Here is a 25,430-nt window from a genome sequence, read left to right on the forward strand (position 1 = left end):
CACTATGCCTCGAACACAACAGCGTTTAGCAATATGGATGAATGGAATTCAAGTGGGATTCTGGGAAAAGACCCGGGGCGAAGATAGATTGCAATATCTTCCCGAATGGATCGCTGATGAACAGGGAAGACCTTTATCGCTTTCTTTGCTTTTCACCCCCGGTAATCAGCTTTGGCGCGGCAATGTGGTACGCGACTATTTTGATAATTTATTGCCTGACAGCGAAGGTATACGCAGGCGTTTAGCAACGCGTTACCACGCTGATAGCCTTGAGCCTTTTGATCTGTTGGCTGAGCTGGGAAGAGACTGTGTTGGCGCAATACAGTTACTGAATGGTAATGAGGAGCCCACAGATCTATTTTCCGTAAATTATCGCCCACTTTGTGAAGCTGAGATCGCCACTATATTGCGTAATACAACAGCGGCATTGCTGCCAGGTCGGCAGGATGATACTGACGATTTACGTTTATCGATTGCCGGTGCGCAGGAAAAAACGGCTTTACTCTGGCATGAAAGGCAATGGTGTTTGCCAGAAGGGAGTACCCCTACGACGCATATTTTCAAGTTACCACTCGGGCTAGTGGGTAATATGCAAGCGGATATGAGTACGTCGGTTGAAAATGAATGGCTGTGTTCTTTGATCCTTAAGGAATATGGAATTCCTGTTGCAAAAACACAGATTGCGCAGTTTGAAGATCAGAAAGTATTGGTTGTTGAGCGTTTTGACAGAAGATGGTCAAGCGATCAGCAATGGATCATTCGCTTGCCACAAGAGGATATGTGTCAGGCTCTGGGTGTTTCCCCGCTACGAAAATACCAGTCTGATGGTGGGCCGGGGATTTCCGATATTATGACCATACTGAGTCATTCGGAACAGGCTGAGCAGGACAAAGCGCAGTTTTTCAGGGCGCAAATTATTTTCTGGCTGATAGCGGCTACTGATGGGCACGCCAAAAATTTCAGTATCACTATTGAGCCACAAGGTCGCTATCACCTTACGCCGCTTTATGATGTTTTATCGGCATGGCCGGTCATTGGTCCGCGTAATAACCAGATTTCCTGGCAGAAGTGCAAGCTGGCAATGGCTGTTCGGGGTAGTAGTAATTATTACCATCTGTACAGAATTCAACGGCGGCATTGGGTCAATCATGGTGAATTAACTGGTCTGGGTAGACGACAGGTTGAAGCCATGATGGATGATATTATATCTAGGACACCTGAGGTTATTGAACGTGTATCTTCGTTGCTGCCTGAGTCATTCCCACCAGAGCTTGCGGAATGTGTTTTTGACGGTATGCGACAACAGTGTGGTCGGTTACAAGAATTGCACCGTAAATAGGATATTTAAGAACGTCTTGAAGCAATTCACCTTTCAGGCAGGGGTAGCCACAGAACGGTGAGTGACTAGGGAAAGCGATCATAAACATCCCCCACCTTTCCCCCACTTACTCAGGGATCACGGCTTCCCCCACCTAATTTTTATGGCTCTGTTAAAAATGATTATTTATTAGTAAGTTAAGTTATTCCCCCACTTCGCGCCTATATATGCGTGGGAAGTGGGGGAAAATGCCGGATAGAGGGACTCATTATCCGTTCGCCCCCACTTTCCCCCGTTTAATCCCCCACCTTATTTCGTTGCGATAGTGGCGTAATTCGCTCACCCTCAAAGGCGATCAGGCCATCCTTTTCCAGCTTGTCCAGCCAGCGGGTAAACTTCTTGTTTACATCAAAGCCCATTGCCCGCATATCATCCCGTACTAATGAGCGGGTGCAGCCTTCACCGTTGGCTGTGCGTGAGCGAATAGCCTGCCACAGCGCAAAATGATTTTCCGTCAGCCGTGGGATACCGGCTAAATCGGGATCGCTGGCAGCCTCATCCTCTCTGACTTCACGGCCTTCATCGTTCAGCACCAGCGAGGTGATCTGGTCGCCATCATCATCCACGTACAGATCGACGGCATTCAGGTCATAGGCACGACGCGGTGGTTCTTCCGCATCCTTCATCTTGGTGCAACTGAGGATCAACGCGCCGCCGTCATCTTCACGCCTGACGTTAAATTCTACGTCCAGCGCAGCACGGAAGGCGCTGGATCCCCGCGCCCCTTTGTCCTGATCTTTACCGGAATGATGGATAATCAGCACCGTGGCCTGTGTTGCCGCTTTAATCGCGTCACATCCCTGAATGAATGCGCCCATATCTTTAGCTGCGTTCTCATCCGAACCGCCAAAACAGCGGGCGAGCGTATCCAGAATAATCAAACGAACTGGCATACCGGAGGCGACTTTCACATCGCGTGCGGCACGTATCACCTGCTGTACGCTCTCCGGGCTGGCCGGAAAAATCGGGCAATCGACACGATACAGCGCGTCAATCGGGCTACCGCCATTAAGCGTCTGCTCCCATGCCCGGATACGGCGGGGAACGCCAATCCCACCTTCACCAACAACATAAATCACCGCACCCTGTGTCACCGGCTTGCCTGCCCACGGTTTGCCGGTGGCGATGTGGCATCCCCACGATACCGCCAGAAACGACTTATATGAGCCGCTGGCACCGTAAGCGCTGGCGACGGATGAACTCGGCAGATAGCCTTTAATCAGGTAGTCCTGCCGCGTATCAAAACCGTCAGAGCCTTTGCGCAGGGGTAAGGCGGTGTTGAAGGCCGGTGTAGCGGAATCGGTGCGGACTAAAGGCGTATACATCGTGTCGGACTGATAGCGTTGTTTGTTGAACGCGGATTTGGTGGACTCAAGCCCATATTGCTGACGGTAATCATCCCAGTCACAGAGCGTTGTGGTGGGCGGTAACGACACCCAGCCGTCCACCGCGAGCGCGGCTTTTTCAGCCTGTTCCTTACCGATATTGGTTGAGCCGTCGGCATGCAGGTCATGGTCGCCCGCCAGAATGATAGTGGCATTGGGATACCAGCCACGCAGCGCTTGTGCTACGTTTATCAGGTTATTGGCCGACACCGCCGCGACCACCGCTGCCGTGGTGATCTGGCTGATGGTCAGGCCGGTGGCGTATCCTTCGGTGATCACGATGGTGTCCGGCTCTTTCGGGTAATGCACCGCGATGAAAGCGCCTTTCAACTGTGAACCGGGCAGCAGGCGTTTTTCTCCGTCGTCGTTGATCAACTGTGCGCCGATCAGTTCACCGGAAACGCGATGCAATTTCAGCAGCAGGCTTCCCTCATCAAACAGTACGCCACCGATGCGCATTTTTTGCTGTGCGGTCAGACGGGCATGAACGATAGAGAACCCTTTGGCTTTCAGGTAGACGCTTTCGCCGTTCCTTGAATGGGTCAGCATCTGCTTGATTTTATCGGCCAGCGGCGGGCGCTCAGCAGCTTTTTCCCTGGCTGGCGTAGTTGAGGCAGGGAGCGTCAGCGCGGCCACCTGTTTTGCGGCGTCTGACAGGTCACAGTTTTTCACACGTGCGACCAAATCAAGGCCATCACCATGACCGCATTGATTGCAAAACCACGTTCCCCGTCCTTCTTTGTCGTCAAAGCGGAAGCGATCTTTGCCGCCGCAGGCAGGACAAGCGCCATGTTTACCGCCGGAAGGCACTGAAATAGCCAGCGTGGACAGAATGGCACGCCAGCGATGGCGCGACTGTGCGGTAATGTCTGAAACGAATTTACTCATCGTCAGCCACCTCCGCTTGCAGCGCGTCATTCAACTGGTTCAGACGTTCCCACAGGATAAAGATCAGCAGCTCTTTCGCGAGCGCGTTGTCCAGTTCAATGATGGCGTAGGCCAGCGCCCGACAGTGATCGACGAGTTCTTCTAACGTCAGGGGAGTGGGGTCATACATGATGTACCCCCGCAGAAATAAAGAAAGATTGCGGGTAGAGAAAGGGAAGGATCGTAGCCATAAGGCAGCCTCCAGACTGTAGCTTCTTAGACAGCTACCACCAGAGACGCCAACCTCAAGGGTGGTAGCCCGTACGGGGTTGGCGTTACCGGACAGTCTGGCTACCGGCGCTCCTTGCGGAGCCCCCGCACGAGCCACCATTGCAGGTACGGCTCGATGCGTGCCTGAACAGCAATGCGCATAACACGCATATTCAGGCACCAGACATTTGTTCGGAACGCCAATTCCGGCTGCGGATTTTGCCGCAGCATCAGCAGTATATCGTAAATCGCCCGCCAGAAAAAAATAACAATGCATCATGGTTTAGCCTCCCCGCGCTGGCTGATACGTGCCGCGATCCAGTCATTCACCTCACTTTCCACCCACGCTACCGAGCGAGTACCGATTTTGACCGTCTGAGGGAAGTCCCCCTGCTTCATCAGCAGGTAAATCCATGATTTCCTGAGGCCGGTTTTTTTCATCACACTCGATAAGCGAATCAACGTGTTATCCGTCATGTTCAATCCTCCTTCCGGGTGTAAACCCGCTCGACATAGCGTCCCCGACCATCACCGTGGCCGAGATCCATAGAAGTTAATGCTCTGGCTTCACTGCGGGAAAAGCCCTGTGACAGGTAATAACGCATGGCATCCTGCGCCCATGCGTAGCGCAGGCTGTGCGGAGAGTATTGGCCGGTCAGCCCTAAGCGGGTGGTCTGCGTGCGCCAGAAGTTCATGGCGGTTTTCAGGTCGGGTTTATCGATCAGCCTGCCGTTACGCGCCTCAGCCACCTCTAGCGCCGCTTTCACTGCCCGTTGAATCGCTTCGCGATCGATAATCCGGGTTTCGCGCGGCCTGCCGCCTTTGGTGCCAAACACCACGGTCAGCGTCTGTTGATGGCGTTCAAGCTGCTTTTCCCATGTCTTCAGGGAACTGGCGCACTGCACCGCTTCCTGAGAGCGCAGCCCCAGCAATCGGGCAAGCTGAAGTGCGCAGGCCAGCCCTTTATCACGCTGTTGCGCTGCAAGCAGAACGGCCTGATAACACTCATCCGGGATAGCGAATTTTGTCCCGGCACGGCTTGCGCCACTCAGCCCCAACGCGTTGTTGGTCAGGCGATCAGAAACGGCGAGTTTTTCCCGTCCTCCCTGCTTAAACACGATGCGTAATGCTGCCATTTCGTTGTGCAGGGTACGAAGGGCAATCCGCTGTGACAGTCGTTCGGCGACATAGCTTTCGATATGTCTGGCTTTGAGATACTTAACGTCACGTACCTGAATATTCAGCGCCAGCAGGTGACGGCACAGCCTGTCCATGATGCGGATACGATCATGAACCGTCTTGTAGCTCCCGCCAGCCTGTTTCGCCAGCGCGGTCATTTCACGACTTAATTTACTCATGCAACTTACCTCTCATAATTCAACTGGATGCTTTTCTCTGGCGCATGGGAAAGAGCAGAAACAATCGCAATTGACCTGCCTTGAACGATACCTGTGCGCCAGAGCGGACAGCAGTTGAGGTCTTGGGAGGTGTCGGCTAGGCACTCGGTGCGGCCGCCTGCGGTTGCAGGATTTCCTCTCAGGCGGTTAGGCCTGCCTCGGTATCGGTTCAATCTCCTGTAAAAAAAGCGATCAGTCCGGCACAAACGGGTGTGTCAGATTCATGACGCGGCGGTTGAGGTGCATGTCTCAGGGGCTGATGGGGTCTTCGGCTGCGGCGTCACTTTCATCCGTTGACACGGAAAAAGTGACGCCGGTGCAGACGTTGCCGGCAGACGCTTAGCAGATGCCTGACGGCATAGCAACGCGCAGCCAGCACGTTCACACGCGCAGACGCAAATCATTGAGACGAGAAAAATCGAAGTTACGCGATAACGCGAACTTACGAAGGTAAGCGCTGTTTAAGCCGCCTATGAAGTGAAATCACCACAACGATAAACGTTGCAGCTACGGCCAGTCTCCTACGGTATGTAAACCGCTCTCTGGCTGGGTATAGTGAAGCCCACAGCAATGTTGGGCTTGAAGTAAAAGTGAGCTTCATCGTCATGCTCATAGCGGCTCTGACGACATCTGCTTTCAGAAGTTAAGCAGATTTACCACGCTTTTAATCGCGCTTCCTTCCTTTCAGGTTACAGAAGGATATCGTGTGGTCGCCCGAAGGCGTCAGTCTCAGACCACGCTCCATTCCTATGACTTTGGCAGTGTGACCACCCGAAGGCGTTTCTCACAGGTCACTCGTATCATCCCGATACTGGAAACATTGGTGGCTGTCATCGACAGCAGTTTTTCATGGTCAAAAATACGTCAGAACGTTGCAGGCTTCAAGCGATTTTACTCTGCCAGAAGAGCGAATAATCTAGCACTAAGTGCTATAGTTAAGGTTGCAGGATGTCAGCCTGACGAGTGTATTCAAAACCAAATGGTTCACTAAAGCGGCTAAATCCCACGCCATCAAGGATAGCGAGTTATATGAAGCTATTGAGGCGGTGATCAAGAGTAAAGAACGGGTGGAGATTTGCCATGACCGCAAAAAATAAATCCAAAAGCCCTGCATTTGAGGCTATCCACAGCGCGGCTTCTGGATTATTCAGCGTCGATGCTATCCCACAGGAAACGATGCGCAACTTTGACAAAGCGTGTCTCAATAGCGTGGACGATCTTCAGCCTCTTGAGATTAAGGCGCTGCGTGAGAAGCTGAACGTCAGCCAGCCTGTTTTCGCTAGCTACCTGAACACCAGTGTCTCAACGGTGCAGAAATGGGAAAGTGGCGTAAAACGCCCTAGCGGGTTGTCACTGAAACTGCTTACCGTGGTGCAGAAGCATGGGTTGAAGGTGTTGGTTTGATTTTTGTTCAAAAAATAGTTATTTATGCTATAAATTTATAGTTTCCTAATAAGTTAGCTCCTCCAATAAAAATAGATATAAAAATATATATGAAGTAATTATTTTTCTATAATTATTAATTTTTTATTATTAGGTTTGAAATATATTTATATTTTTTCTATTTAATTTTAAAAAGTGAAGGAATAGTAGATGAGTAATAATCCAGATGGGTTTGTTTCTTTTTTAAAGCCGGGAAGTAGTGAATGGCTTCCTTTAAATAATGAATCATTTGTTTTTTGGAGAGATAGGAAAGAAAATATTGAATTGGTACCTGATGATGATTCTATACCTCCAGTCCCATTAACGGATTCGGATAAAGATCTTGTTAAAGATAATCGAAATTATTTTAATGATATTCTACTTCGCTCTCTCCAGTTACCAAATTTATCATTCTTTGCAGGTAGTGGAACTTCTTTAGGAGAAGTCGGTGGTCCAAGTATGTGGGATCTGTGGGTTCAGGCTATGTGGAAGAATCCATTAGCAAAAAAAGAGGATGTTGATTATGGTCTTCTGAAAGAAACTGCTTCAGATATATGTGATAAAGTAAATTATTCTGAAAAAGAATATCCTAATATCGAACATTTTTTATCACAATGTGATGCTTATTTGTCATTTCATAATGATGAAGATGTGTCTGATTTTTTAAATGAAGTTAAATCTATAATATTAGAACAGTGTCAAAGTTTTATAATTTCAGGGAAAAGTAACTTATCATCATATATGATGTTATTGCAGAAAATGGCGCGACGTCGAGTAAGGGATCCCAGACTAAAAGTTTTTACTACAAACTATGATATGACTTTTGAAACATCTGCTTCAGAACTTGGTATGATGGTAATTGATGGGTTTTCATATACAGGGAAAAGAAAATTTGATGGTAAATACTTTAATTATGATGTTATAAAAAGAGATGAAAATGAGCACGAATTTATAGAGGGTGTTTTCCAGTTATATAAACTACATGGTTCAGTTAGTTGGTCGAGAAGTGATGGTGGAATATATGAGAATAATGAGCCATCAGCAAGTTCTGCATGCTTGATTTATCCTGCAAAAGGAAAATATCAGCAAGCATTTATACAACCTCATCTTGAGTTATTGTCAAGATTTCTTGATTCATTAAGAATTAAAAATAGTTGCTTAGTGATTTCTGGTTTTGGATTTAATGATGATCATCTCTCTGAACCTATTTACTCTGCTATAAAATCAAACCCTAGCCTGAGATTAATTATTGCTGATTTTAAGTGCGCTACACATATTGAGAATGCTGGGGGTAATGGCTCAAGTAAATATTGGAAACTCTTTTCAGAATTGGCATTTAATGGGTATGATATATTTTTCGTAAATTCCTCATTCAAGGATTTTATTAGTTTGATACCTAACTTAAAAGCATTGACTCCTGCCGACCAGTTAGCAAAAGCAATAAAGCAAGCAGGGGGAGAACGATAATGGATAATCAAGATTTCATTTATACAGGTATACTGCGTAGTGACCTAAAGGTTGGCATTGTATCTTCGGTTTCAGCTCAGGCGGTTAGAGTAAATTTGACTCATGCAGGAAATGTAAGTGGCAGTTATATTCATGGAAACAGATATGGTAAAGGTGAGGTTGGTGAAATATTGCTAGTTGAAGGTCAGCAGTCAATAATTTTAGGTAGGATGATTGAAGTTAAACTACCTGAGAGAGAGCGTAATGAAGTTTCTGAGAGCTTGACTGGGAAGGATAATATTGACGCGATAGGTTATATACAACTACTAGGTTCTATTGACATATCAGAATTGAAAGTAGAATCTGGCATAAAGTCATTTCCTAGACTTGGAGATAGAGTTTTTTCTGCACCATTAGAGTTCATTTCTCTAATTCCTGAATTGATAAATAAAGGAGTTAACGAAGTAGATAATAAAAACATTTCTATTAATTTAGGTGTGATTTCTGGTGGGGTAGATAGTTTTGTCCGAGTTACTCCTGAGAAGTTATTTGGTAGGCATTGCGCTATATTAGGAGCGACTGGCGGTGGTAAAAGTTGGACAACATCCAAGATTATAGAGGAATGTTCAAATTACAAAGGTTCAAAAATTGTAATCATTGATGCTACAAGCGAATATAGATCTTTTGATTCAGATAATGTTATTCATTATCATATTGGTAATCCCTTAAATTCCCATAATAATTCTATCGAATTTCGTATACCTCCAACTGATTTTGTTGAGTCAGATTTTATTGCGATGTTTGATCCTTCAGGTAAAGTTCAGGGGCCGAAATTAAAAGAAGCTATTAAAAGTTTACGTCTAGTTGCGCTTGACCCCAAAATAGCGAATAATGGGGTTTTAATTAAAATAAATCAGCCTAAAACGGATTACCGCAGAGCATTAAATACGAGCGGTAATTCTAAGTTGGTTGATAATCCATCTCAACCATTTGATGTAACAAAAATAATACCACAAATAATTCAAGAATGTTGTTGGGATAATCAAGACTCTTGGGGGGCAGCTAATAATGATCTTGGCTATTGCTCTTCACTTCTAACTAGAATTCAGGCCGTAATTTACTCACCTTCTTTAAAGTCAGTATTTCATGGGGATGAGAATCTTAGTAGTCTTGGTGAAGTTTTTGATGGTTTTTTAAATGGAGATAAAAGAGTTTTACGTCTTTGTCTTAGTGATGTTAGTTATGAGTTTTATGCCCGCGAAATATTAGCTAATGTTATAGGAAGAAAGTTGCTTATATTAGCTAGATCTGAATCTTTTCGAGCACAGCCGTTATTAGTCATCGTTGATGAAGCTCATAACTTCTTAGGTAAAAGGGTTGGTTCAGAAGACCACTCCGTAAAATTAGATGCATTCGAAATGATTGCTAAAGAAGGTAGGAAATATGGCCTGAATATGTGTCTTACAACACAGAGGCCAAGAGATATTACTGAAGGGGTCTTAAGTCAAATCGGAACGCTTCTTGTTCATCGATTAACTAATGATCGAGACAGAGAAGTTGTTGAAAGAGCCTGTGGAGAGATTGACAGAGCTGCGGCAGCATTTTTACCCAGCTTAAAACAAGGAGAGATTGCTCTTGTTGGCGTCGATTTTCCTATTCCGATGACAATACAGATAGGAAAACCTGCATATCCTCCAAAATCAGATTCTCCTAGTTTTCAAGATATTTGGAGCAAAAATTAATCAAATTCGTATGGTGTGAAGTGCATTGGGGTCATATTGGTGGTCGGGTTTATTTTTAGATAAAATTATCTATATATAATTTAATTGCTTATTAAATTATAGCGAGTCCGGCCTTCGCACCATTGTATGAAAATTAAGTCACCTTAGTGCTGACGAATCCCCAGAAAACGAGACAGGCATAGAGTTTTATGATCTACTGATTTTCGCCAAAAAACTCAATGAGATCAACTCTATGCCTGCCCGTAAAGTATGCCAGACTTTTTTCCGTCACGCTTTAGCCTCAACGCACCAATATCGGCAAAATGCCATTATCGATTCCACCGTTGCCCTGATGAACGGCGCGACACTTTCCCTTACCAGCATTGGACGTCACCTGCCGGGGACCGCTCGCGTCAAGGATAAAATAAAACGCATTGACCGTCTTCTCGGCAACACATCGCTTCATCGTGATATCCCTCTGATATTTAATAATATTGTTTCTATGATGACGAAACCTATGTCGTGGTGCGTCATCGCCGTTGACTGGAGCGGCTATCCCTGTAAGGAATATCATGTTCTCCGTGCCAGCCTTATCTGTGATGGGCGCGCCATCCCCTTAATGAGTCAGGTTGTCCCGTTAAAAAAACAAAATAATGTACTGATACAAAATACCTTTCTTGACGCCCTTGCGGAAGCTGTCGCGCCGAATACCCGAGTCACCGTCATTACCGATGCAGGTTTTCAAAGCGCGTGGTTCCGGCATATCAAATTTCTGGGATGGAGTTTTATTGGTCGAATCAGAGGGACGGTTAAATTTAGCCTTCATCATGACAAAGAGAACTGGATGACCGTAAAAGACTGCGAGGGAACAGCGCAGGCAAAATATCTGGGAGCGGGCACACTGGCACGCGCTAAATATGCGCAATGCGATGGACATTTTTTCCTTCACAAGAAAGCGTCAAAAGGGCGAAAAAGCAAACGAGCCAGAGGGAAACCGGGCTATCCGACCGTGGAAAAAGAGCAACGTGCGTCAGCCAAAGAGCCGTGGCTGATATTTACCAGCACAGATGAATTTAAGCCCCGTGAAATCATGAAGCTCTACAGCAGGAGAATGCAGATTGAACAAAACTTTCGAGATGAAAAAAGCGAGCGATTTGGCTTTGGACTACGAGCCAGTGGAAGCAAAAGCGGGGAGCGACTGTGGGTGCTAAGCCTGCTGGCAACACTGGCATCGATAGTCCTCTGGTTATTGGGCTATCACTTTGAGAATAAAGGACTTCACCTCCACTATCAGGCAAACAGCGTCAAAAAGCGTAGAGTGATATCGTTTCTGACGTTGGCAGAAAATGTGTTGCGACATTCAGAGCGAATATTAAGGCGTGTAAAACTGGAGAGTATCTTAGTTCAACTCGCCAGCACCTACCGAAGTATGGTGCTGGTTTATTAATGGTAATTTTGTGGGGATCCCTCAGACCTTAGGGTGGCTTTTTTTATGTCCAAAATCGTCCAGAAACGTCCATATCTACATGTAATATAACGATTTTAATTTAATTTCCCTCTCTGGGGTTTTTTCTGTTTTATCCACAGTGGTCTTTTTTCGTCCATTGACATCCAGATGATTTGGGGGTCAAGATGAGGGTCAATTCACTTCGATTATGAGTTGACCCCCAAATTATGGCGCTGACCGACGTTGTTGCCCGTACCGCCAAGCCTCGCGAGAAAGCCTATAAGCTCGCGGACGCGCATGGCCTGTATCTTTTGGTGAGTCCTAACGGCTCTAAGCGCTGGTATCTCAAGTACCGCTTTGAAGGTAAGGAAAGCCGGATTGCGTTCGGTGCCTATCCGCTAGTCTCGCTGGCAAAAGCCAGAGAAAAGCGTGATGAGATACGATTGCTGCTGTTGGAGGGGATCCACCCCACGGAAAAGCGCGAAGAAGAAAAAGAGCAGGCGCAAGAGGCGTTGAATACTTTTGCCAAGGTCGCGCAGGACTGGCACCGAAACATTAGCCAAAACCGGTGGTCAGAAACGCATGCCGGACGGGTATGGCGCGATATGGAACGAAATCTACTGCCTGCTATCGGGCATCGTCATATTGCTGACCTGAAAACTAAAGACCTGCTGGAGCCGCTGAAAGTCGTCGAACAGAACGGTCATCTTGATTTGGCGTCACGGCTGCGCCAGCGTGTCACCGATATCATGCGCTACGCGGTGCAGAACGATATGATAGAGCGCAACCCCGCGCAAGACCTCTCCGGGGCGATAGCCGCGCCAAAAGCCACCCATCGGCCAGCCCTGAAGCTGAATAAACTGCCTGATTTTCTGGCAAGGATAGAACGCCACAAAGGGCGGGCGTTAACCAGACTGGCGTTAAAACTCACGCTGTGCGTTTTTATCCGCTCCAGTGAGCTACGTTTTGCCCGCTGGCCGGAAATCGATTTTAAACGTGCCATGTGGACGATACCGGCTGAACGTGAAGCCATTCCCGGCGTGAAGCATTCGCAGCGCGGCGCAAAGATGCGCTCTGAACATCTGGTGCCGTTATCCCGACAGGCTTTAGCGCTGCTGGAAGAGATTAAGGCCATCAGCGGTGCTCATGAACTGATCTTCCCCGGCGATCGTCGGCCAACTAAACCGATGAGTGAAAACACCGTCAACAATGCATTGCGAACAATGGGCTACGACACCACCATAGAAGTTTGCGGACACGGCTTTCGTACCATGGCCTGTAGCGCACTGGTGGAGTCCGGCCAGTGGTCACGGGATGCAGTAGAGCGCCAGATGAGCCATCAGAAACGCAACGGTGTTCGTGCTGCCTATATCCACAAAGCGGAACATCTGGATGAGCGCAGACTAATGTTGCAATGGTGGGCAGATTATCTGGATGCCAATCGGGAAGAATATGTGGTGCCGTATGAGTTTAAGAAATGATGTACTGAATACTCTATCTTATAGGATTTAATCATTTTGTTGATTATTAATAGATTATTTTTCTAGGCAGAGGGATATATGGAAGGAATCAAAGAGATTGAATTAACACAATTTTTTAATAATGCTAAAAAATGTTTTTTTTATGCGCTAAAAATTTCACCTATATACATACTATCCTCCATAGTTATTGTTTGGGGTTATTTAGGGCATTTTTCACGACTTGATTTGTTAATTGGCGCAATTGAAAGTAAAACAACACTTATTTCAATATTTGGTTCGTTTTTATTCATGTCAGTGTTAATGTCTTTTATATTTGTACTTCCAAGTGTTAATTTAATGTTGTTTTCATCCTTTGTTAAAGAAAGTTATATCAGCAGCACAAAGTATATGCCATATATCACTTTGATGATGATAATATCTATGTTGATCTCTATCTTTATATTATCGTCTGACCTTTTTGCTTCTTTTGCTAAAGAAAATATTTATTTAGAAACGGCTTTATTCTATATAAGCGAACCATTTCGCTCTTTACTTATATCTTTTATCCCTCCCGTTTTATTTATGGTTTTTACTTGCAAGGTGAAGAATACTCATGCCAATATCCGTGAAGGATTTAGTAAATTAATTAGGGTGGCTGGCTCTATTGTTGTCACTTCTTTTATCTGTTTTTTATCTTCAATATCAATAACACTATCTATTTCTTTGCTCTTGATGAATATGGATGGACATACTTTTTCTGGATTTTTATACGCTTTATTTTTTCTCTCTTTTTATTCTATTTTATCATTGTTTCCAGCTATGATTTTTTATTCAAGAAATTTTTCTTTTGGAAATAATGGTCTTTTTAATATTAAAATTGCAAAAGAGACTATTTTTTCCGTTTTGGCTTCATTGTTTTTAATTTTCTTCTTTTGGCCTAATGGTTTTTTATTTATCAGTTCAAATACGTTAAGTGTAATCGGCATATTAGATAAAAGAACTCATTATTACCATGTTACATCTGATAAATACTATAAAGAGTTATTTCCTAATTCAATATGGGATACACAATCCTTAAAAGATAGAAGTGATTTCTTCATTAAAGCTGTTAATATGTTCTCGCTTGATGGAAAAAATCTAATTTGCCCCGAATATGTAGAGAATCTTAGAAGAAAAACATTGATTTCAAGTTTCGATCATTTTCCTCCAAAGCAAGATAAAAACCTTACTGAGAATTTTAAATCTATGGCAAAAGGTTGTGTAGTTCTTAGTAGTGACGAATTTAAACAGTGGGATACAATTATTAATGCGGAAGGGAAATTTAAAATTTGAGGATATATTATCTACCGCGCCAGCCCCTTTTTTGGGAGGGGCTGGCGCTCATCTTTCTTATGTGGATGATTTTCCAGCTACTCATCATATCCAAGTATCATGTTGCCAGATCGTCTTCCACCATATAGAAGTAGCAAGCCGGAATGTGTAGCACCGACGCTAGCCGACAAGCCAGTGCAAAATCCGGCTTATAAATACAGCACTAATCTTAACCCAGTGACAGCTTAAGCTGCATCCCGCAAGCAGCGGCATACCGTTGTAAGGTTGAGATACTCGCACTGGAAACATTTCTCTCAAGGCGGCTCACCGCAGGTTGGCTTACACCCATGCGAGCAGCGATCTCTGTACTTGTCAGACCTGACTTGGACTTCATTTCGATCAGAACAGCGCGAAGCGCTTCTTCTTGAGTTTCGTCCTCATACGCTTTTTTAACTTCAGGATTAGAAAGCGCTTTCGCTTTAACTTCAGAGAAGTTGATACCTTTAACTGCCATCTTTCAATTCCTCCCATCTTGACTTTGCCAGCGCTATTTCAGCTTTCGGGGTCTTAGGGGTTTTCTTTACGAACGTCCTTAAAATATAGATCTTACGTCCTTTTGCGTAAGCAAAAAACGTTCTGCTGATGTCTTTTCTACCAACCCGTAGCTCAAACAACCCACCTTCGATGATGTCCGTGTCTGGATATCTTAGCTCGGGCCCTTTAGCTTCAAGTTTTTCAAGCCCTTTAAGCGCTTTTGCCTGCATAACAGGTTCGAGGTCATAAATTTCGCTTGCAGCTTCGGGGTGAAAAATCAATTCATACATGTCAATCCCCTTATTAACAGGGAGTATAACTCATAAGTTATAATAACTCAAATGTTATATTTGACGTGTATCGGCAGAGTAAGCGATTAGCAAACCATCCCCCACTTTCCCCCGTTTAATCCCCCACCTTATTTCGTTGCGATAGTGGCGTAATTCGCTCACCCTCAAAGGCGATCAGGCCATCCTTTTCCAGCTTGTCCAGCCAGCGGCTAAACTTCTTGTTTACATCAAAGCCCATTGCCCGCATATCATCCCGCACTAATGAACGGGTGCAGCCTTCACCGTTGGCCGTGCGTGAGCGAATGGCCTGCCACAGCGCAAAATGATTTTCCGCCAGCCGTGGGATACCGACTAAATCGGGATCGCTGGTAGCCTCATCCTCTCTGACTTCACGGCCTTCATCGTTCAGCACCAGCGAGGTGATCTGGTCGCCATCATCATCCACGTACAGATCGACGGCATTCAGGTCATAGGCACGACGCGGTGGTTCTTCCGCATCCTTCATCTTGGTGCAACTGAGGATCAACGCGCCGCCTTCACCTTCACGCCTGACGTTAAATTCCATGTCCAGCGCAGCACGGAAGGCGCTGGATCCCCGCGCCCCTTTGTCCTGATCTTTACCGGAATGATGGATAATCAGCACCGTGGCCTGTGTTGCCGCTTTAATCGCGTCACATCCCTGGATGAATGCCCCCATGTCTTTAGCCGCATTCTCATCCGAACCGCCAAAACAGCGGGCGGCACGTATCACCTGCTGCACGCTCTCCGGACTGGCCGGAAAAATCGGGCAATCGACACGATACAGCGCATTAATCGGGCTACCGCCGTTAAGCGTCTGCTCCCATGCCCGGATACGGCGGGGAACGCCAATCCCACCTTCACCAACGACATAAATCACCGCACCCTGTGTCACCGGCTTGCCCGCCCACGGTTTGCCAGTGGCGATATGGCATCCCCACGATACCGCCAGAAAAGACTTATACGAGCCGCTGGCACCGTAAGCGCTGGCGACGGATGAGCTCGGCAGATAGCCTTTAATCAGGTAGTCCTGCCGCGTATCAAAACCATCAGAGTCTTTGCGCAGGGGCAAGGCTGTGTTGAATGCTGGTGTAGCGGAATCGGTACGGACTAAAGGCGTATACATCGTATCGGGCTGATAACGTTGTTTGTTGAACGCGGATTTGGTGGCCTCAAGCCCATATTGCTGACGGTAATCATCCCAGTCACAGAGCGTTGTGGTGGTCGGTAACGACACCCAGCCGTCCACTAAAAGCGCGGCCACCTGTTTTGCGGCGTCTGACAGGTCACAGTTTTTCGCCCGTGCGACCAGATCAAGGCCATCGCCATGACCACACTGATTGCAAAACCACGTTCCCCGTCCTTCCTTGTCGTCAAAACGGAAGCGATCTTTGCCGCCACAGGCAGGACAAGCGCCATGTTTACAGCCGGAAGGCACCGGAATAGCTAGCGCGGCCAGAATGACACCCCAACGGTGGTGCGATTGTGCGGTAATGTCTGAAACGAATTTACTCATCGTCAGCCACCTCCGCTTGCAGCGCGTCATTCAACTGGTTCAGGCGCTCCCACAGGATAAATATCAGCAGCTCTTTCGCGAGCGCGTTGTCGAGTTCAATGATGGTGTAGGCCAGCGCCTGACAGTAGTCGACGAATTTTCTCGACCAGGTGTCTGTTACCAGACTCACATACGCCGTTCCCTGACGCAGCGGAAGGTAAGTGATATCCGCAACCCATACCTGCTACGGGTGGCTGGCAATAACCTGATTTGCTCCTGACTTCAATAAATTAGGGTGACGGTAAAAACGATGATGGCTGTTGGTTGTTTTATGATAGGCACATTTAGGCATCACCAGTAACCGCGAGCGACGTAGTATCTGGAACAGGCGATCGCGGCCAATATGCAACGCCGGTTCTGCTTGTTGTTGCAACAAGTAATGCAATTTACGCGCCCCCAACCGGGGCTGTAGTAACCGGATGGCCGTCACCTGTTCAATGATATTTTTGGCCTGTATTTCTCTTCCCCGCTCGCGCTGTAAAGACTGATACCACGCCTGTCGGCTAATCCCCATGAACCGGCAAGCGCGCGTTACTGTGAGTCCCGGCGTTTGTGCTTGCGTGATAACGTGGCCAACTGCTTTTTGTGAGTGTAGCTCCGAACTCCGTGTTCATGACCTTAACAACCGCTTCAAAAAACTGAGCTTTGACTTCTGATTCAGCGAGTTGCTGCTCAAGCTCTTTAATTCGCTGTTCGGGAGTAAGAGGCATTTTGGGCATGTTAACTCCGGGTATCCACCCCACGGAAAAACGCGAAGAAGAAATGGAAAGCTTCTATCGCACGCTGAAAGCGGAGTTGATGCGAGGAAGCGTGTTTGTTAGCAGAGAACAGGTGATGAACGCTATATTTGATGATATCGAGGTGTTTTACAATTGCCGTTGCAAACATTCGATGGGTTATCAAACGCCGGTGGATGATGAAATGGCGGCATAATTAGGTGGGAATAATTTCAGGGGCAGATCCCCCTTCCCCTGAACCTTTTGCATTCTGCCTTTTAGCATGGTCAGGTTCAGGGGAAATTGTTTTTGGTTACACGAAAATTGAGGTTTACTGCATCATAACTTCACGAACGAACTCTTTCCTGAGTTGCGTATTATAGGCCTTGCCATAAAACTGTGTCGCTGTGTCCGGACTTTTCACTTCTTGGCTGATCTGTTTATTCATCGGCGTGGAACCAAAAGCTTTGCTGAGCGCTTGCTGCGTTTCCGGCTGAATTAGCCAGTTGAGAAATAGCTGTGATGCTGCCGGATGCGGACTGTTAGCGGCAATGGCTGCGATGTTGCCACCGCCTGGCATACCAAACTCCGGCACGTAAAATTTCAGGCGTGTGGTGATAGCCCCAGCTTTTTGCAGTCCAGACAGATGATCTTCCCAGGCGGGCGTCAGCATCAGCTCACCATCGTTCAGGCGCGTCAGGCTGTCAGCGCCGGAGGCTGTGCGGATGATTTTGTCGTTATTGGACGCAAACCACTGCCAGCCCTTATGCCACTTTTTCACCACGGCAGGGTCAACGGTCTCCGCTTCACTGTTAAACTCGCCGCCCAAAGTGGTAACAATTCGTTGGATAAACGCTTCCCCAGCGCCGCCGTTGTTCGGGTCGTTATAACCAAACTTTTTCGGGTTGGCGTCGATAAAGCTTTGCAGTTGCTCGAGAGTTTGCGGCAGTGCTCGGTTGCCTATCTGCTGCGGATCGTAAGCAAAACCAGTCTGATTACCCCAAAACGCCACGGCATAACCTTGGGTATCGACGTTCTGAATCTGGTGTATGGCGTCGCCATAGCCGGGAAGAGAGTCCACCTTCGCTAGCACTTTCGCCCCCGTTGTCACCGACAACTGCGCCACGGAGAGGGCGATGACGTCGATTTTGCCTTTCGCTTTACCCGCCTCCGCCAGCAGCTTGTTCATATTGCCGTCGATACTGCCTTCCGGTATGTGCACTTTAATACCGTACTGCTGCTCAAAGTCTTTTACAAAGCTGCGCCACTGCGGCTGGAGGTACCAGACGTTAAAGGTGATGCTGCCTTCCTGCTTAGCCTGAGCCACTACCGCATCCCAGCCGGTATTATCTGCTGCCAGTGCCAACGAACTGCACAGCAGGCCGCCCGCCAGAATCATTACTGTTTTTTTCATTATACTTCTCCTGTAAAAGGTTAGGCTTTCCCCGTTGACTGTGACAGGTAGTTCCCTTTCAGCAGTTTCTCGATGATGATCATCAGGATAACGTTAGGAATCACCAGAATCATCGACACCACTGCTGCATCCGGGCGGACGAAGGAGTAGCCGAGGAAAGAGTAAAGAATGGTCGGGACGGTGATAAAATCCGGCGCACCCAGCACGTAAGAGATGCTGAATTCCTCCAGACTTCGCACCAGACAAAAAATCAGCGCTGCCAGGAAGCTCGGTTTCAGCAACGGCAGATAAGCATTGCAGAAGGTGCTCCACGCGCCGGAGCCTAAGTCGCGGCTGGCATCGATCAGGTCCTGCGGTACCGCCTTAAACCCCGCCGACATAATGCGGATGGAATAGGGCAGCGTCAGCACTGTATGGCCGATGACGATGCTGATAAACGCATTGCTGATATTGAGGTTAATCAGCATGGCGCTGAAGAAGATCCCAATCAGCATTCCCGGCATCACCAGCGGGATCAGCGTCAGCATCTCCGCCACCGCCTTGCCACGAAAGCTCATACGCCCGAAGGCATAGGCAGTGGGCAGAGACAGCAGCAGGCTAACCACCGCCACCGCAGGCGCAATGGTGTAGCTGTTGAACAGCGCCTCGGAAAGTGAGGTCTTTTCCCATACTAGCAACCAGCGGTTGAACGACAGCACTGGCGGGAAGATATCCGGGTAGCTCCACGGATGGGCCGGGTCAACCAGCGACCAGAGGATCGCCATGCCAAACGGCATGCCTAGCCAGACCAGGTTGGCGACAACGAAGAAGACCAGCGAAATGGTCACCACCCGGCGACCATTGGTAGTGTGGCTCATTTGACCTCTCCTTTGCGGGTAGCGAACGGGGTAATCATCATGGCGAAAAGCAGTGTGCAGACTGCCGCGGTGATCATAATGATCACCGCAATCACCGCCGCGTTATTCCACTCGCCGTACTCCATGGCGGTGGCCTGCATCAGCCGCGCCAGCGAGTAGGTGTTGCGTGGCCCGGCCACCGAGAAGAAGGCGAAGTCGCCCAGTGCACCAATAAACACCAAAATCAGCGTCACTTGTACCGCAGGCAGCGTCAGCGGCACTACCACGCCGGTAAAACTGCGCCAGCGGCTGGCACCGAGGTTGCTGGCGGCGTCCAGTATGTCGTTACGAATGGCGTTGACCGCCCCCCCCACCAGGATCAGGGCGAAGGGGAGATTCTTCCAGATTTGCAGAATAACCACGCCCCAGCCGAAATCGTCATTCTGCATCCGTAGCGGCTCGCTGATAATACCCAGCGCCAGTAGCAGCTCGTTGATGATGCCGTGGTAAGCGACGATGTTGACGAACAGGAACGCCGCCACCAGGCCGGGAATAAACATCGGTGCGCGCAGCACGGCGGTAATGCCTTCTTTGCCAACCATCGGTTTACGCATCCATAGCGCCAGCGGATACGCGAAAATCACAGAGCCGAACGCCCCCAGCATCGACACTTTTACTGAATAAAACAGCGCGCTTTGCAGCACCTCGTCCTGCAGCATGTTGCGCCAGTATTCCAGTGAGAAATGGCTGTCGCCTTCGAGGTTGAACCAGCCCAGGCTCTGGACGATCACCACGTAAAAGGTGGATCCCATCAGCAGCAGGATCGTGCCCAGACCGCTGAGCATCAGCAGCCAGGCGACAGTATCGTTGCGCCATTTTTTCATGATACCGGCTCCAGAAAATGGATGGCGTTTTCCGCCAAACGGAAGCAGGCGCGTTCACCCGGCGTAACCGGCGGCTTTTTAATCAGTTGCAGGCGCACCGACAGCCCTGTGTTGTTGTGTCCCCAGGCCTCGGTGAGGTTGCCCATAAAGGCCATTTTGTCGAGCGTCAGAGTGAAGTGGTTGTCCCCCACCTGCGGCTGGTTGACATACTGCGCGTCTTCCGGTCGCCAGCAGATATAGCAGTGCTCCGCCCGCGGTGGTTGGTCCGAGAAGACGTAAAACTCGCCGAGGGTGCAGCGTACCCGGTAATAACCCGACTGTTCTGCGGGCGTGACCTGCGCGGTGTCGATATTGGCCGCCCCGATAAAATCCGCCACAAATCGGTTGGCCGGACGGTAGTAGATCTCTTCCGGTTTGCCGATCTGCTCAACGTTACCGGCGTTCAGTACCACGATTTTGTCCGACATCGCCAGCGCTTCCGCCTGGTCGTGGGTGACGTAAATTGAAGTGAGCTGGTACTGCCGCTGCAGTTCCTTAATCTCAAAACGCACGCTCTCGCGCAGTTTGGCGTCGAGGTTGGAGAGCGGCTCGTCAAACAGGATCACGTCTGGACGGGTGATCATCGCCCGGGCTAGCGCCACACGCTGCTGCTGGCCGCCGGAGAGCTGAGCGGGCATTTTCAGCCGCTGGCTCTCCAGCCCCACCTGCTTGAGCGCCTCCGCCAATCGGGCTTGCTGTTCACCGATGGCGACCTTTTTCTGCTTCAGGCCAAAGCAGATGTTGTGTGCCACGTTGAGATGCGGAAACAGCGCATAGGACTGGAAACACATGGCAGTATTGCGTTTTTCCGGCGGCAGTGCGTTAACCGTTTTATCGCCAATCAGAATGCGTCCGCTGTCCGGCTGGTGAAAGCCGCCGATCATTTTCAGCAGGGTCGTTTTACCGCAGCCGCTCGGCCCGAGCAGCGTAACGAACTCCCCCTCTTCAGCGCAGAACGAGATTCCCCTGGCGGCGTAGAATTCGCCGAACGTTTTGGTCACCTGTTCCAGAACCAATTTTGACATAAGCCTGTTTTCCGTCGGATTAAAGATGGTGATTAAATTTACATACTAAATATTAAATTTATGTGACATCGATCTTTAAAATCAAAAAAGACATAAATATAAAAAATAAGTACTTAAAAAATAAATATTTATTATTTTTCGCACAAAAAACACTTTATAATTTAAATTTAATAATTAAAGTTAATTGTTATCTTTCATCATAAGGAACTTTAAAGATGGCGTTTAACTTTCACCGGGCAGCAGAGGGGGTTGTGCTGGTCAACAGCCACCGTGGATATTCCAGCCGCGCGCCAGAAAACACCTTTCCTGCCTTTGAAGCTGCCCGTCAGGCGGGAACCCACTGTATTGAAATCGATATCCACCTGACGACGGATAATCAGATAGTCGTCACGCATGATCACCGTATTGACCGGGTTTCCACCGGGTACGGATTTGTTGAGCAGATGACGTACCCGCAACTGCTGGAGTACGACTTTGGCGTGAAATACCATTCGTCGTTTGCCGGAACGAGAATCCCCTTGCTGGCGGATGTGCTGCGCTGGGCGGTGGAAAACGGAATGGGGCTGATTGTTGAGGTAAAACAGCGCAACCGTCATGACACGTTTGTCGCTGTACTGGTTGCGTTGCTGCGCGAGCAGCCGGAGGCCATTAGTCACATTCAACTGCTGGGCTTCAACCATGTGCTAATCAACCGGGTGAAGGCACAAATTCCGCAACTGGCGTTACAGGTGGTAACGCTGGAGCGTTGCAATAATCAATTGGCGACGGTACAGCAGTCAAATGCCGGGTGCGTCTGTTTTGAGTTTGAGTTCGCCCATATCGACGATCTGCAGTCCTACAAGAACGCAGGGCTGGGAGTACGGATGTACCTGCATGAAGTGAAAAACGGCATGACACCGCTGGAGCAGTACGACTATAAATTCGGCTGCGATAGTCGTCCGGTGATTATCGGCTGGATGCAGGCGGGGCTGATTGATATGCTCAGCCACGATGATATTCCGTATTTGCAGGGGCTGATTGAAGAGGCCGGACTGTACTGGGATTAGATAAAAATTAAGGACACCATGAACGCCCAATCTGAACGCCTTGAACTGCGTGGTTCGCAGCGCCTGCTGCTGGAACTGATCCGGCGCCACGCTCCGGTGACACGAGCCGAACTGGCGCGGTTGTCTGGGTTGACGGCTGGCGCGATCACCCAACAGTGTCGGGAGCTGATGTTCTCCGGTCTGGTCGTGGAAGGGGAGCGCAATACAGGACAGCGTGGCCAGCCGTCGCTGCCGCTGCGCCTTAACCCTGGTGGTGGTTGTGCCATTGGGCTATCGTTCAGTCCCGGCTTTATCGATATGACGGTGGTCGATCTCAGCGGCCGCCAGTTGTTGTCGTTCTCCGAAGCGCATCAGGAAAATCAGCCGCTGGCGGCCACGCTGGTACAAATCAAGATCTTGGTGGAACAAACGCTGAAAAAGCGCCAGCTTCAGCACGCGCGTATTCTGGGCATTGGTTATGCGGTGCCTGGTTTTTTGAAAGCTGATGGGCGTAAACGCCATAGCGTGCCCTGGCTGGAGAGCTGGCGCGAGGTAGATTTGCAGCAGGCGTTTGCTGACAACCTGCCGTGGCCAACATGGGTGGAGAACAACGCCAACGCATCGGCGGTGGGCGAGTTGTACAGCGGTGAATGGAATGAGTACAGCGATCTGACCTTTATCGATCTCGGTTATGGTATCGGCGCGGGGATTATCTCTGGGCATAAAATGCTGCGCGGTGGGTTCTGCAATGCTGGTGAAGTCGGGATGGCGTTTCCTATCGAGACGCCGCGTCCGTCGTATAAGGACCTGGTTGCCACTCTGGGGAGTGAAGGATTCAGTGAAACCCAACTACCGGACCTGATTGCCGGGCAGCATCCGCTACTGGAAAGCTGGTTTGAACGCTGTCGTGATCAGGTGGAGCAGACGGTGTTCGGCTGTGTGCAGTGGGTGGATCCGCAAATTATCGTGCTCGGCGGGGCGATGCCGAAACCGATTATCAGCCGTCTGGTGACGGAACTGAATCAGCAGCTTGGAACCCGACTCGACCCCAACCGCCCGAAAGTGGCGCTTGCTGCTTCCTCAATGGGGGCGCAAAGTGCATCACGGGGCGCGGCGATGATCCCGTTGTATCAGGTGATTAACGAGGGATAAGCGAGATTTCTCCTTGTAATACTCTACAGGCGAACACGTTGTCAACGATGCCAGCGGCAACCTGCAAGATGTCGCATTTTCTTTCTCGCAGCCTGTTCGTTCCCGTGGCGCAGTGTGATACAAGTCGTTCCATGACCGCGGCCTCTCCGATCGTCTGTGGCCGCTTTATGACGGATCTGGGAGGACGAGTGGAATTAAGCGTGACGCACGATATTGCCGATAGCGATCGGGAAGCACTTTTTGCGGGCCTTCGGAGCTACAACTGCCAGTTTATTAATCCGGCTTCTTTTGGGCAAATCGGTATTTTTCATCGCAATAGTGCTGGAACCATGACCGGCGGACTGATTGCCACGCGTAAGGGACTATGGCTGTGTATTGATTATTTATGGGTGGGTGAGGAATCCAGAGGTCTGAAGCTCGGTAGCGCGTTGGTGAAAGAAGCGGAAGAGGAGGCTATACGTCTTGGGTGCCGTCATGCGCTTGTGGATACGTTTAGTTTTCAGGCGCTTCCTTTTTATGAAAAACAAGGTTATCAGTTGCAAATGTCTTTACCTGATTTTCCTGAGGACGGCATGTTACGACACTATCTAATAAAGAAAAATATTCAGGCTGCATGATAGTTATCCACCCATTGACCAATGACAAGGTAGACCGCGCGTGACCCTCTTTATAATCAGGCCCGTTTCTCTTCTCACTGGTGTGGACGCATGGCTTACCAACTTAATCTTAACTGGCCAGAATTCTTAGAAAAATACTGGCAAAAACAACCTGTTGTATTGAAGAACGCTTTTCCGAATTTTGTCGATCCGATTACGCCGGATGAGTTGGCGGGTCTGGCGATGGAGGCGGAGGTCGATAGTCGTTTGGTCAGCCATAAAAAGGGTCAGTGGCAGGCCAGCAACGGGCCGTTTGAGCATTTTGATAATTTGGGCGAAACCGGCTGGTCGCTGTTGGCTCAGGCGGTGAACCACTGGCATGCGCCGTCGGCTGAACTCGTGCGTCCGTTCCGCGTGTTGCCAGATTGGCGTTTAGATGACCTGATGATTTCCTTTTCCGTACCGGGCGGCGGCGTGGGTCCGCATATCGATCAGTACGATGTCTTCATCATTCAGGGAATGGGCAGCCGTCGTTGGCGCGTGGGTGACAAGCTGCCGATGCGTCAGTTTTGCTCGCATCCTGCGTTGCTGCATGTCGATCCTTTCCCGCCGATTATTGATGAAGATCTTGAGCCGGGCGACATTCTCTATATTCCGCCAGGCTTCCCGCACGATGGTTTCACTCATGAAACTGCGCTCAACTACTCCGTGGGGTTCCGTGGGCCGAACGGCAGAGATTTAATCAGCAGTTTTGCTGACTACGTGCTGGAGAACGATCTCGGCGGTGAGCACTATAGCGACCCTGATTTGACCTGTCGTGAGCATCCCGGCCGGGTTGAAGCGTATGAATTTGACCGTCTGCGCGAGATGATGATCGACGTGATTAATCAGCCAGAAGCGTTGAAAGCGTGGTTCGGTCGCTTTGTGACGACGCCGCGCCACGAGCTGGATATCGCGCCGGCAGAACCGCCGTACGAGCAGGACGAGATTGTGGGCGCGCTGATGGATGGCGATGTGTTGACGCGTCTGAGTGGTCTACGCGTGCTGGAGGTAGGTGGGTGCTACTTCATCAACAGCGAACAGCTGGACACGGTCGATCCGAAAGCGGCTGATGCGCTGTGTCGTTATACCGTTCTCGGTAAAAAAGAGCTGGGTGCGGCGCTGAAAAATCCAGCTTTTGTGGCTGAATTAACCGCGCTGGTTAATCAGGGGTACTGGTTCTTCGACGAATAACATGCTTCT

Annotated in this window: 23 protein-coding genes and 4 pseudogenes; 13 read left to right on the plus strand and 14 right to left on the minus strand. The window is 48.9% G+C overall.

The features are described 5' to 3' along the window. Window positions 1-4 precede the first annotated feature (4 nt). A complete protein-coding gene (locus O1Q74_RS01920) occupies window positions 5-1,339 on the plus strand; it encodes a type II toxin-antitoxin system HipA family toxin (RefSeq protein WP_271875859.1) in 1,335 nt (444 codons plus the stop codon). A gap of 275 nt (window positions 1,340-1,614) precedes the next feature. On the opposite strand, the gene O1Q74_RS01925 is transcribed toward O1Q74_RS01920, so the two are convergent. The 5 genes and pseudogenes from O1Q74_RS01925 to O1Q74_RS01945 form a co-directional block, all read right to left on the minus strand. Continuing rightward, window positions 1,615-2,703 carry a helicase RepA family protein gene (locus O1Q74_RS01925; protein ID WP_271878704.1) on the minus strand — a complete coding sequence of 363 codons (1,089 nt, stop codon included), beginning with the start codon at window positions 2,701-2,703 and terminating at the stop codon, window positions 1,615-1,617. 111 nt (window positions 2,704-2,814) lie between these two features. Further along, window positions 2,815-3,681 (minus strand): annotated as a pseudogene (locus O1Q74_RS01930) (primase-helicase zinc-binding domain-containing protein); the annotation flags it as partial. Beyond that, window positions 3,644-4,180 carry an ash family protein gene (locus tag O1Q74_RS01935; RefSeq protein WP_271875860.1) on the minus strand — a complete coding sequence of 179 codons (537 nt, stop codon included), beginning with the start codon at window positions 4,178-4,180 and terminating at the stop codon, window positions 3,644-3,646. The pseudogene O1Q74_RS01930 and the gene O1Q74_RS01935, both read right to left, overlap by 38 nt. Next, the gene (locus tag O1Q74_RS01940) at window positions 4,177-4,377 is read right to left on the minus strand and encodes a helix-turn-helix transcriptional regulator (protein ID WP_271875861.1); all 201 of its coding nucleotides are present in this window, start codon (window positions 4,375-4,377) and stop codon (window positions 4,177-4,179) included. Before O1Q74_RS01940 ends, O1Q74_RS01935 begins: the two co-directional genes overlap by 4 nt. Before the next feature lie 2 nt (window positions 4,378-4,379). Next, a complete protein-coding gene (locus tag O1Q74_RS01945; RefSeq protein WP_271875862.1) occupies window positions 4,380-5,258 on the minus strand; it encodes an integrase domain-containing protein in 879 nt (292 codons plus the stop codon). Window positions 5,259-6,253: 995 nt separating this feature from the next. Between O1Q74_RS01945 and O1Q74_RS01950 the strand changes: the two are divergent. The 7 genes and pseudogenes from O1Q74_RS01950 to O1Q74_RS01980 all read left to right on the plus strand — a co-directional run. Continuing rightward, a pseudogene (locus O1Q74_RS01950) lies at window positions 6,254-6,358 on the plus strand (type II toxin-antitoxin system RelE/ParE family toxin); the annotation flags it as partial. A gap of 19 nt (window positions 6,359-6,377) precedes the next feature. Further along, complete coding sequence (locus O1Q74_RS01955; RefSeq protein WP_271875863.1) at window positions 6,378-6,701, plus strand: helix-turn-helix domain-containing protein; 324 nt, start codon at window positions 6,378-6,380, stop codon at window positions 6,699-6,701. Between the two features lie 189 nt (window positions 6,702-6,890). Continuing rightward, a complete protein-coding gene (locus O1Q74_RS01960; protein ID WP_233978355.1) occupies window positions 6,891-8,186 on the plus strand; it encodes an SIR2 family protein in 1,296 nt (431 codons plus the stop codon). Then, a complete protein-coding gene (locus tag O1Q74_RS01965) occupies window positions 8,186-9,907 on the plus strand; it encodes an ATP-binding protein (RefSeq protein ID WP_271875864.1) in 1,722 nt (573 codons plus the stop codon). Before O1Q74_RS01960 ends, O1Q74_RS01965 begins: the two co-directional genes overlap by 1 nt. 232 nt (window positions 9,908-10,139) lie before the next feature. Continuing rightward, window positions 10,140-11,333, plus strand: coding sequence for an IS4 family transposase (locus tag O1Q74_RS01970; protein WP_271875634.1), 1,194 nt, complete (start codon window positions 10,140-10,142; stop codon window positions 11,331-11,333). 227 nt (window positions 11,334-11,560) lie between these two features. Continuing rightward, complete coding sequence (locus O1Q74_RS01975; RefSeq protein WP_271875865.1) at window positions 11,561-12,814, plus strand: tyrosine-type recombinase/integrase; 1,254 nt, start codon at window positions 11,561-11,563, stop codon at window positions 12,812-12,814. Between the two features lie 78 nt (window positions 12,815-12,892). Then, complete coding sequence (locus tag O1Q74_RS01980) at window positions 12,893-14,125, plus strand: hypothetical protein (protein WP_271875866.1); 1,233 nt, start codon at window positions 12,893-12,895, stop codon at window positions 14,123-14,125. A 208-nt stretch (window positions 14,126-14,333) separates the two neighbouring features. On the opposite strand, the gene O1Q74_RS01990 is transcribed toward O1Q74_RS01980, so the two are convergent. The 5 genes and pseudogenes from O1Q74_RS01990 to O1Q74_RS02005 all read right to left on the minus strand — a co-directional run. Beyond that, window positions 14,334-14,618, minus strand: a complete 285-nt coding sequence (locus tag O1Q74_RS01990) for a helix-turn-helix domain-containing protein (RefSeq protein ID WP_005971242.1) — start codon at window positions 14,616-14,618, stop codon at window positions 14,334-14,336. Further along, window positions 14,608-14,928 carry a type II toxin-antitoxin system RelE/ParE family toxin gene (locus O1Q74_RS01995; RefSeq protein WP_005971241.1) on the minus strand — a complete coding sequence of 107 codons (321 nt, stop codon included), beginning with the start codon at window positions 14,926-14,928 and terminating at the stop codon, window positions 14,608-14,610. The genes O1Q74_RS01990 and O1Q74_RS01995 overlap by 11 nt, the downstream gene beginning before the upstream one ends. 115 nt (window positions 14,929-15,043) lie before the next feature. Further along, window positions 15,044-16,072, minus strand: coding sequence for a helicase RepA family protein (locus tag O1Q74_RS02000; RefSeq protein WP_442953134.1), 1,029 nt, complete (start codon window positions 16,070-16,072; stop codon window positions 15,044-15,046). Window positions 16,073-16,312: 240 nt separating this feature from the next. After that, window positions 16,313-16,492 (minus strand): annotated as a pseudogene (locus O1Q74_RS20325) (primase-helicase zinc-binding domain-containing protein); the annotation flags it as partial. 94 nt (window positions 16,493-16,586) lie between these two features. Continuing rightward, window positions 16,587-17,211: pseudogene (locus tag O1Q74_RS02005) on the minus strand (IS3 family transposase); the annotation flags it as partial. Between the two features lie 7 nt (window positions 17,212-17,218). Here O1Q74_RS02005 and O1Q74_RS02010 point away from each other — a divergent pair. After that, window positions 17,219-17,434, plus strand: coding sequence for an IS3 family transposase (locus tag O1Q74_RS02010; RefSeq protein ID WP_271875867.1), 216 nt, complete (start codon window positions 17,219-17,221; stop codon window positions 17,432-17,434). A 114-nt stretch (window positions 17,435-17,548) separates the two neighbouring features. On the opposite strand, the gene O1Q74_RS02015 is transcribed toward O1Q74_RS02010, so the two are convergent. Genes O1Q74_RS02015 through O1Q74_RS02030 form a run of 4 tightly spaced genes read right to left on the minus strand, consistent with a single transcriptional unit; the run spans window position 17,549 to window position 21,415 of the window. After that, complete coding sequence (locus O1Q74_RS02015) at window positions 17,549-18,631, minus strand: extracellular solute-binding protein (protein ID WP_271875868.1); 1,083 nt, start codon at window positions 18,629-18,631, stop codon at window positions 17,549-17,551. Window positions 18,632-18,651: 20 nt separating this feature from the next. After that, complete coding sequence (locus O1Q74_RS02020; protein ID WP_271875869.1) at window positions 18,652-19,488, minus strand: ABC transporter permease; 837 nt, start codon at window positions 19,486-19,488, stop codon at window positions 18,652-18,654. Further along, window positions 19,485-20,351, minus strand: coding sequence for an ABC transporter permease (locus O1Q74_RS02025; RefSeq protein WP_271875870.1), 867 nt, complete (start codon window positions 20,349-20,351; stop codon window positions 19,485-19,487). Before O1Q74_RS02025 ends, O1Q74_RS02020 begins: the two co-directional genes overlap by 4 nt. Beyond that, window positions 20,348-21,415 carry an ABC transporter ATP-binding protein gene (locus O1Q74_RS02030; RefSeq protein WP_271875871.1) on the minus strand — a complete coding sequence of 356 codons (1,068 nt, stop codon included), beginning with the start codon at window positions 21,413-21,415 and terminating at the stop codon, window positions 20,348-20,350. The genes O1Q74_RS02025 and O1Q74_RS02030 overlap by 4 nt, the downstream gene beginning before the upstream one ends. 215 nt (window positions 21,416-21,630) lie before the next feature. Between O1Q74_RS02030 and O1Q74_RS02035 the strand changes: the two genes are divergently transcribed. The 4 genes from O1Q74_RS02035 (at window position 21,631) to O1Q74_RS02050 (ending at window position 25,421) form a co-directional block, all read left to right on the plus strand. After that, window positions 21,631-22,461 (plus strand): glycerophosphodiester phosphodiesterase, encoded by an 831-nt coding sequence (locus tag O1Q74_RS02035; protein WP_271875872.1) that lies wholly within the window; start codon window positions 21,631-21,633, stop codon window positions 22,459-22,461. 18 nt (window positions 22,462-22,479) lie between these two features. Further along, window positions 22,480-23,592 (plus strand): ROK family transcriptional regulator, encoded by a 1,113-nt coding sequence (locus O1Q74_RS02040; RefSeq protein WP_271875873.1) that lies wholly within the window; start codon window positions 22,480-22,482, stop codon window positions 23,590-23,592. Between the two features lie 188 nt (window positions 23,593-23,780). Then, entirely contained in the window at window positions 23,781-24,209 is a 429-nt protein-coding gene (locus tag O1Q74_RS02045; protein WP_271878708.1) for a GNAT family N-acetyltransferase, read from the plus strand. 90 nt (window positions 24,210-24,299) lie between these two features. Further along, window positions 24,300-25,421: a ribosomal protein uL16 3-hydroxylase gene (locus O1Q74_RS02050; protein WP_271875874.1), complete on the plus strand. Its 1,122-nt coding sequence runs from the start codon at window positions 24,300-24,302 to the stop codon at window positions 25,419-25,421. Window positions 25,422-25,430 lie beyond the last annotated feature (9 nt).

The organism is Pectobacterium sp. A5351 (genome assembly GCF_028335745.1).
In the GTDB taxonomy this organism is placed as follows: domain Bacteria; phylum Pseudomonadota; class Gammaproteobacteria; order Enterobacterales; family Enterobacteriaceae; genus Pectobacterium.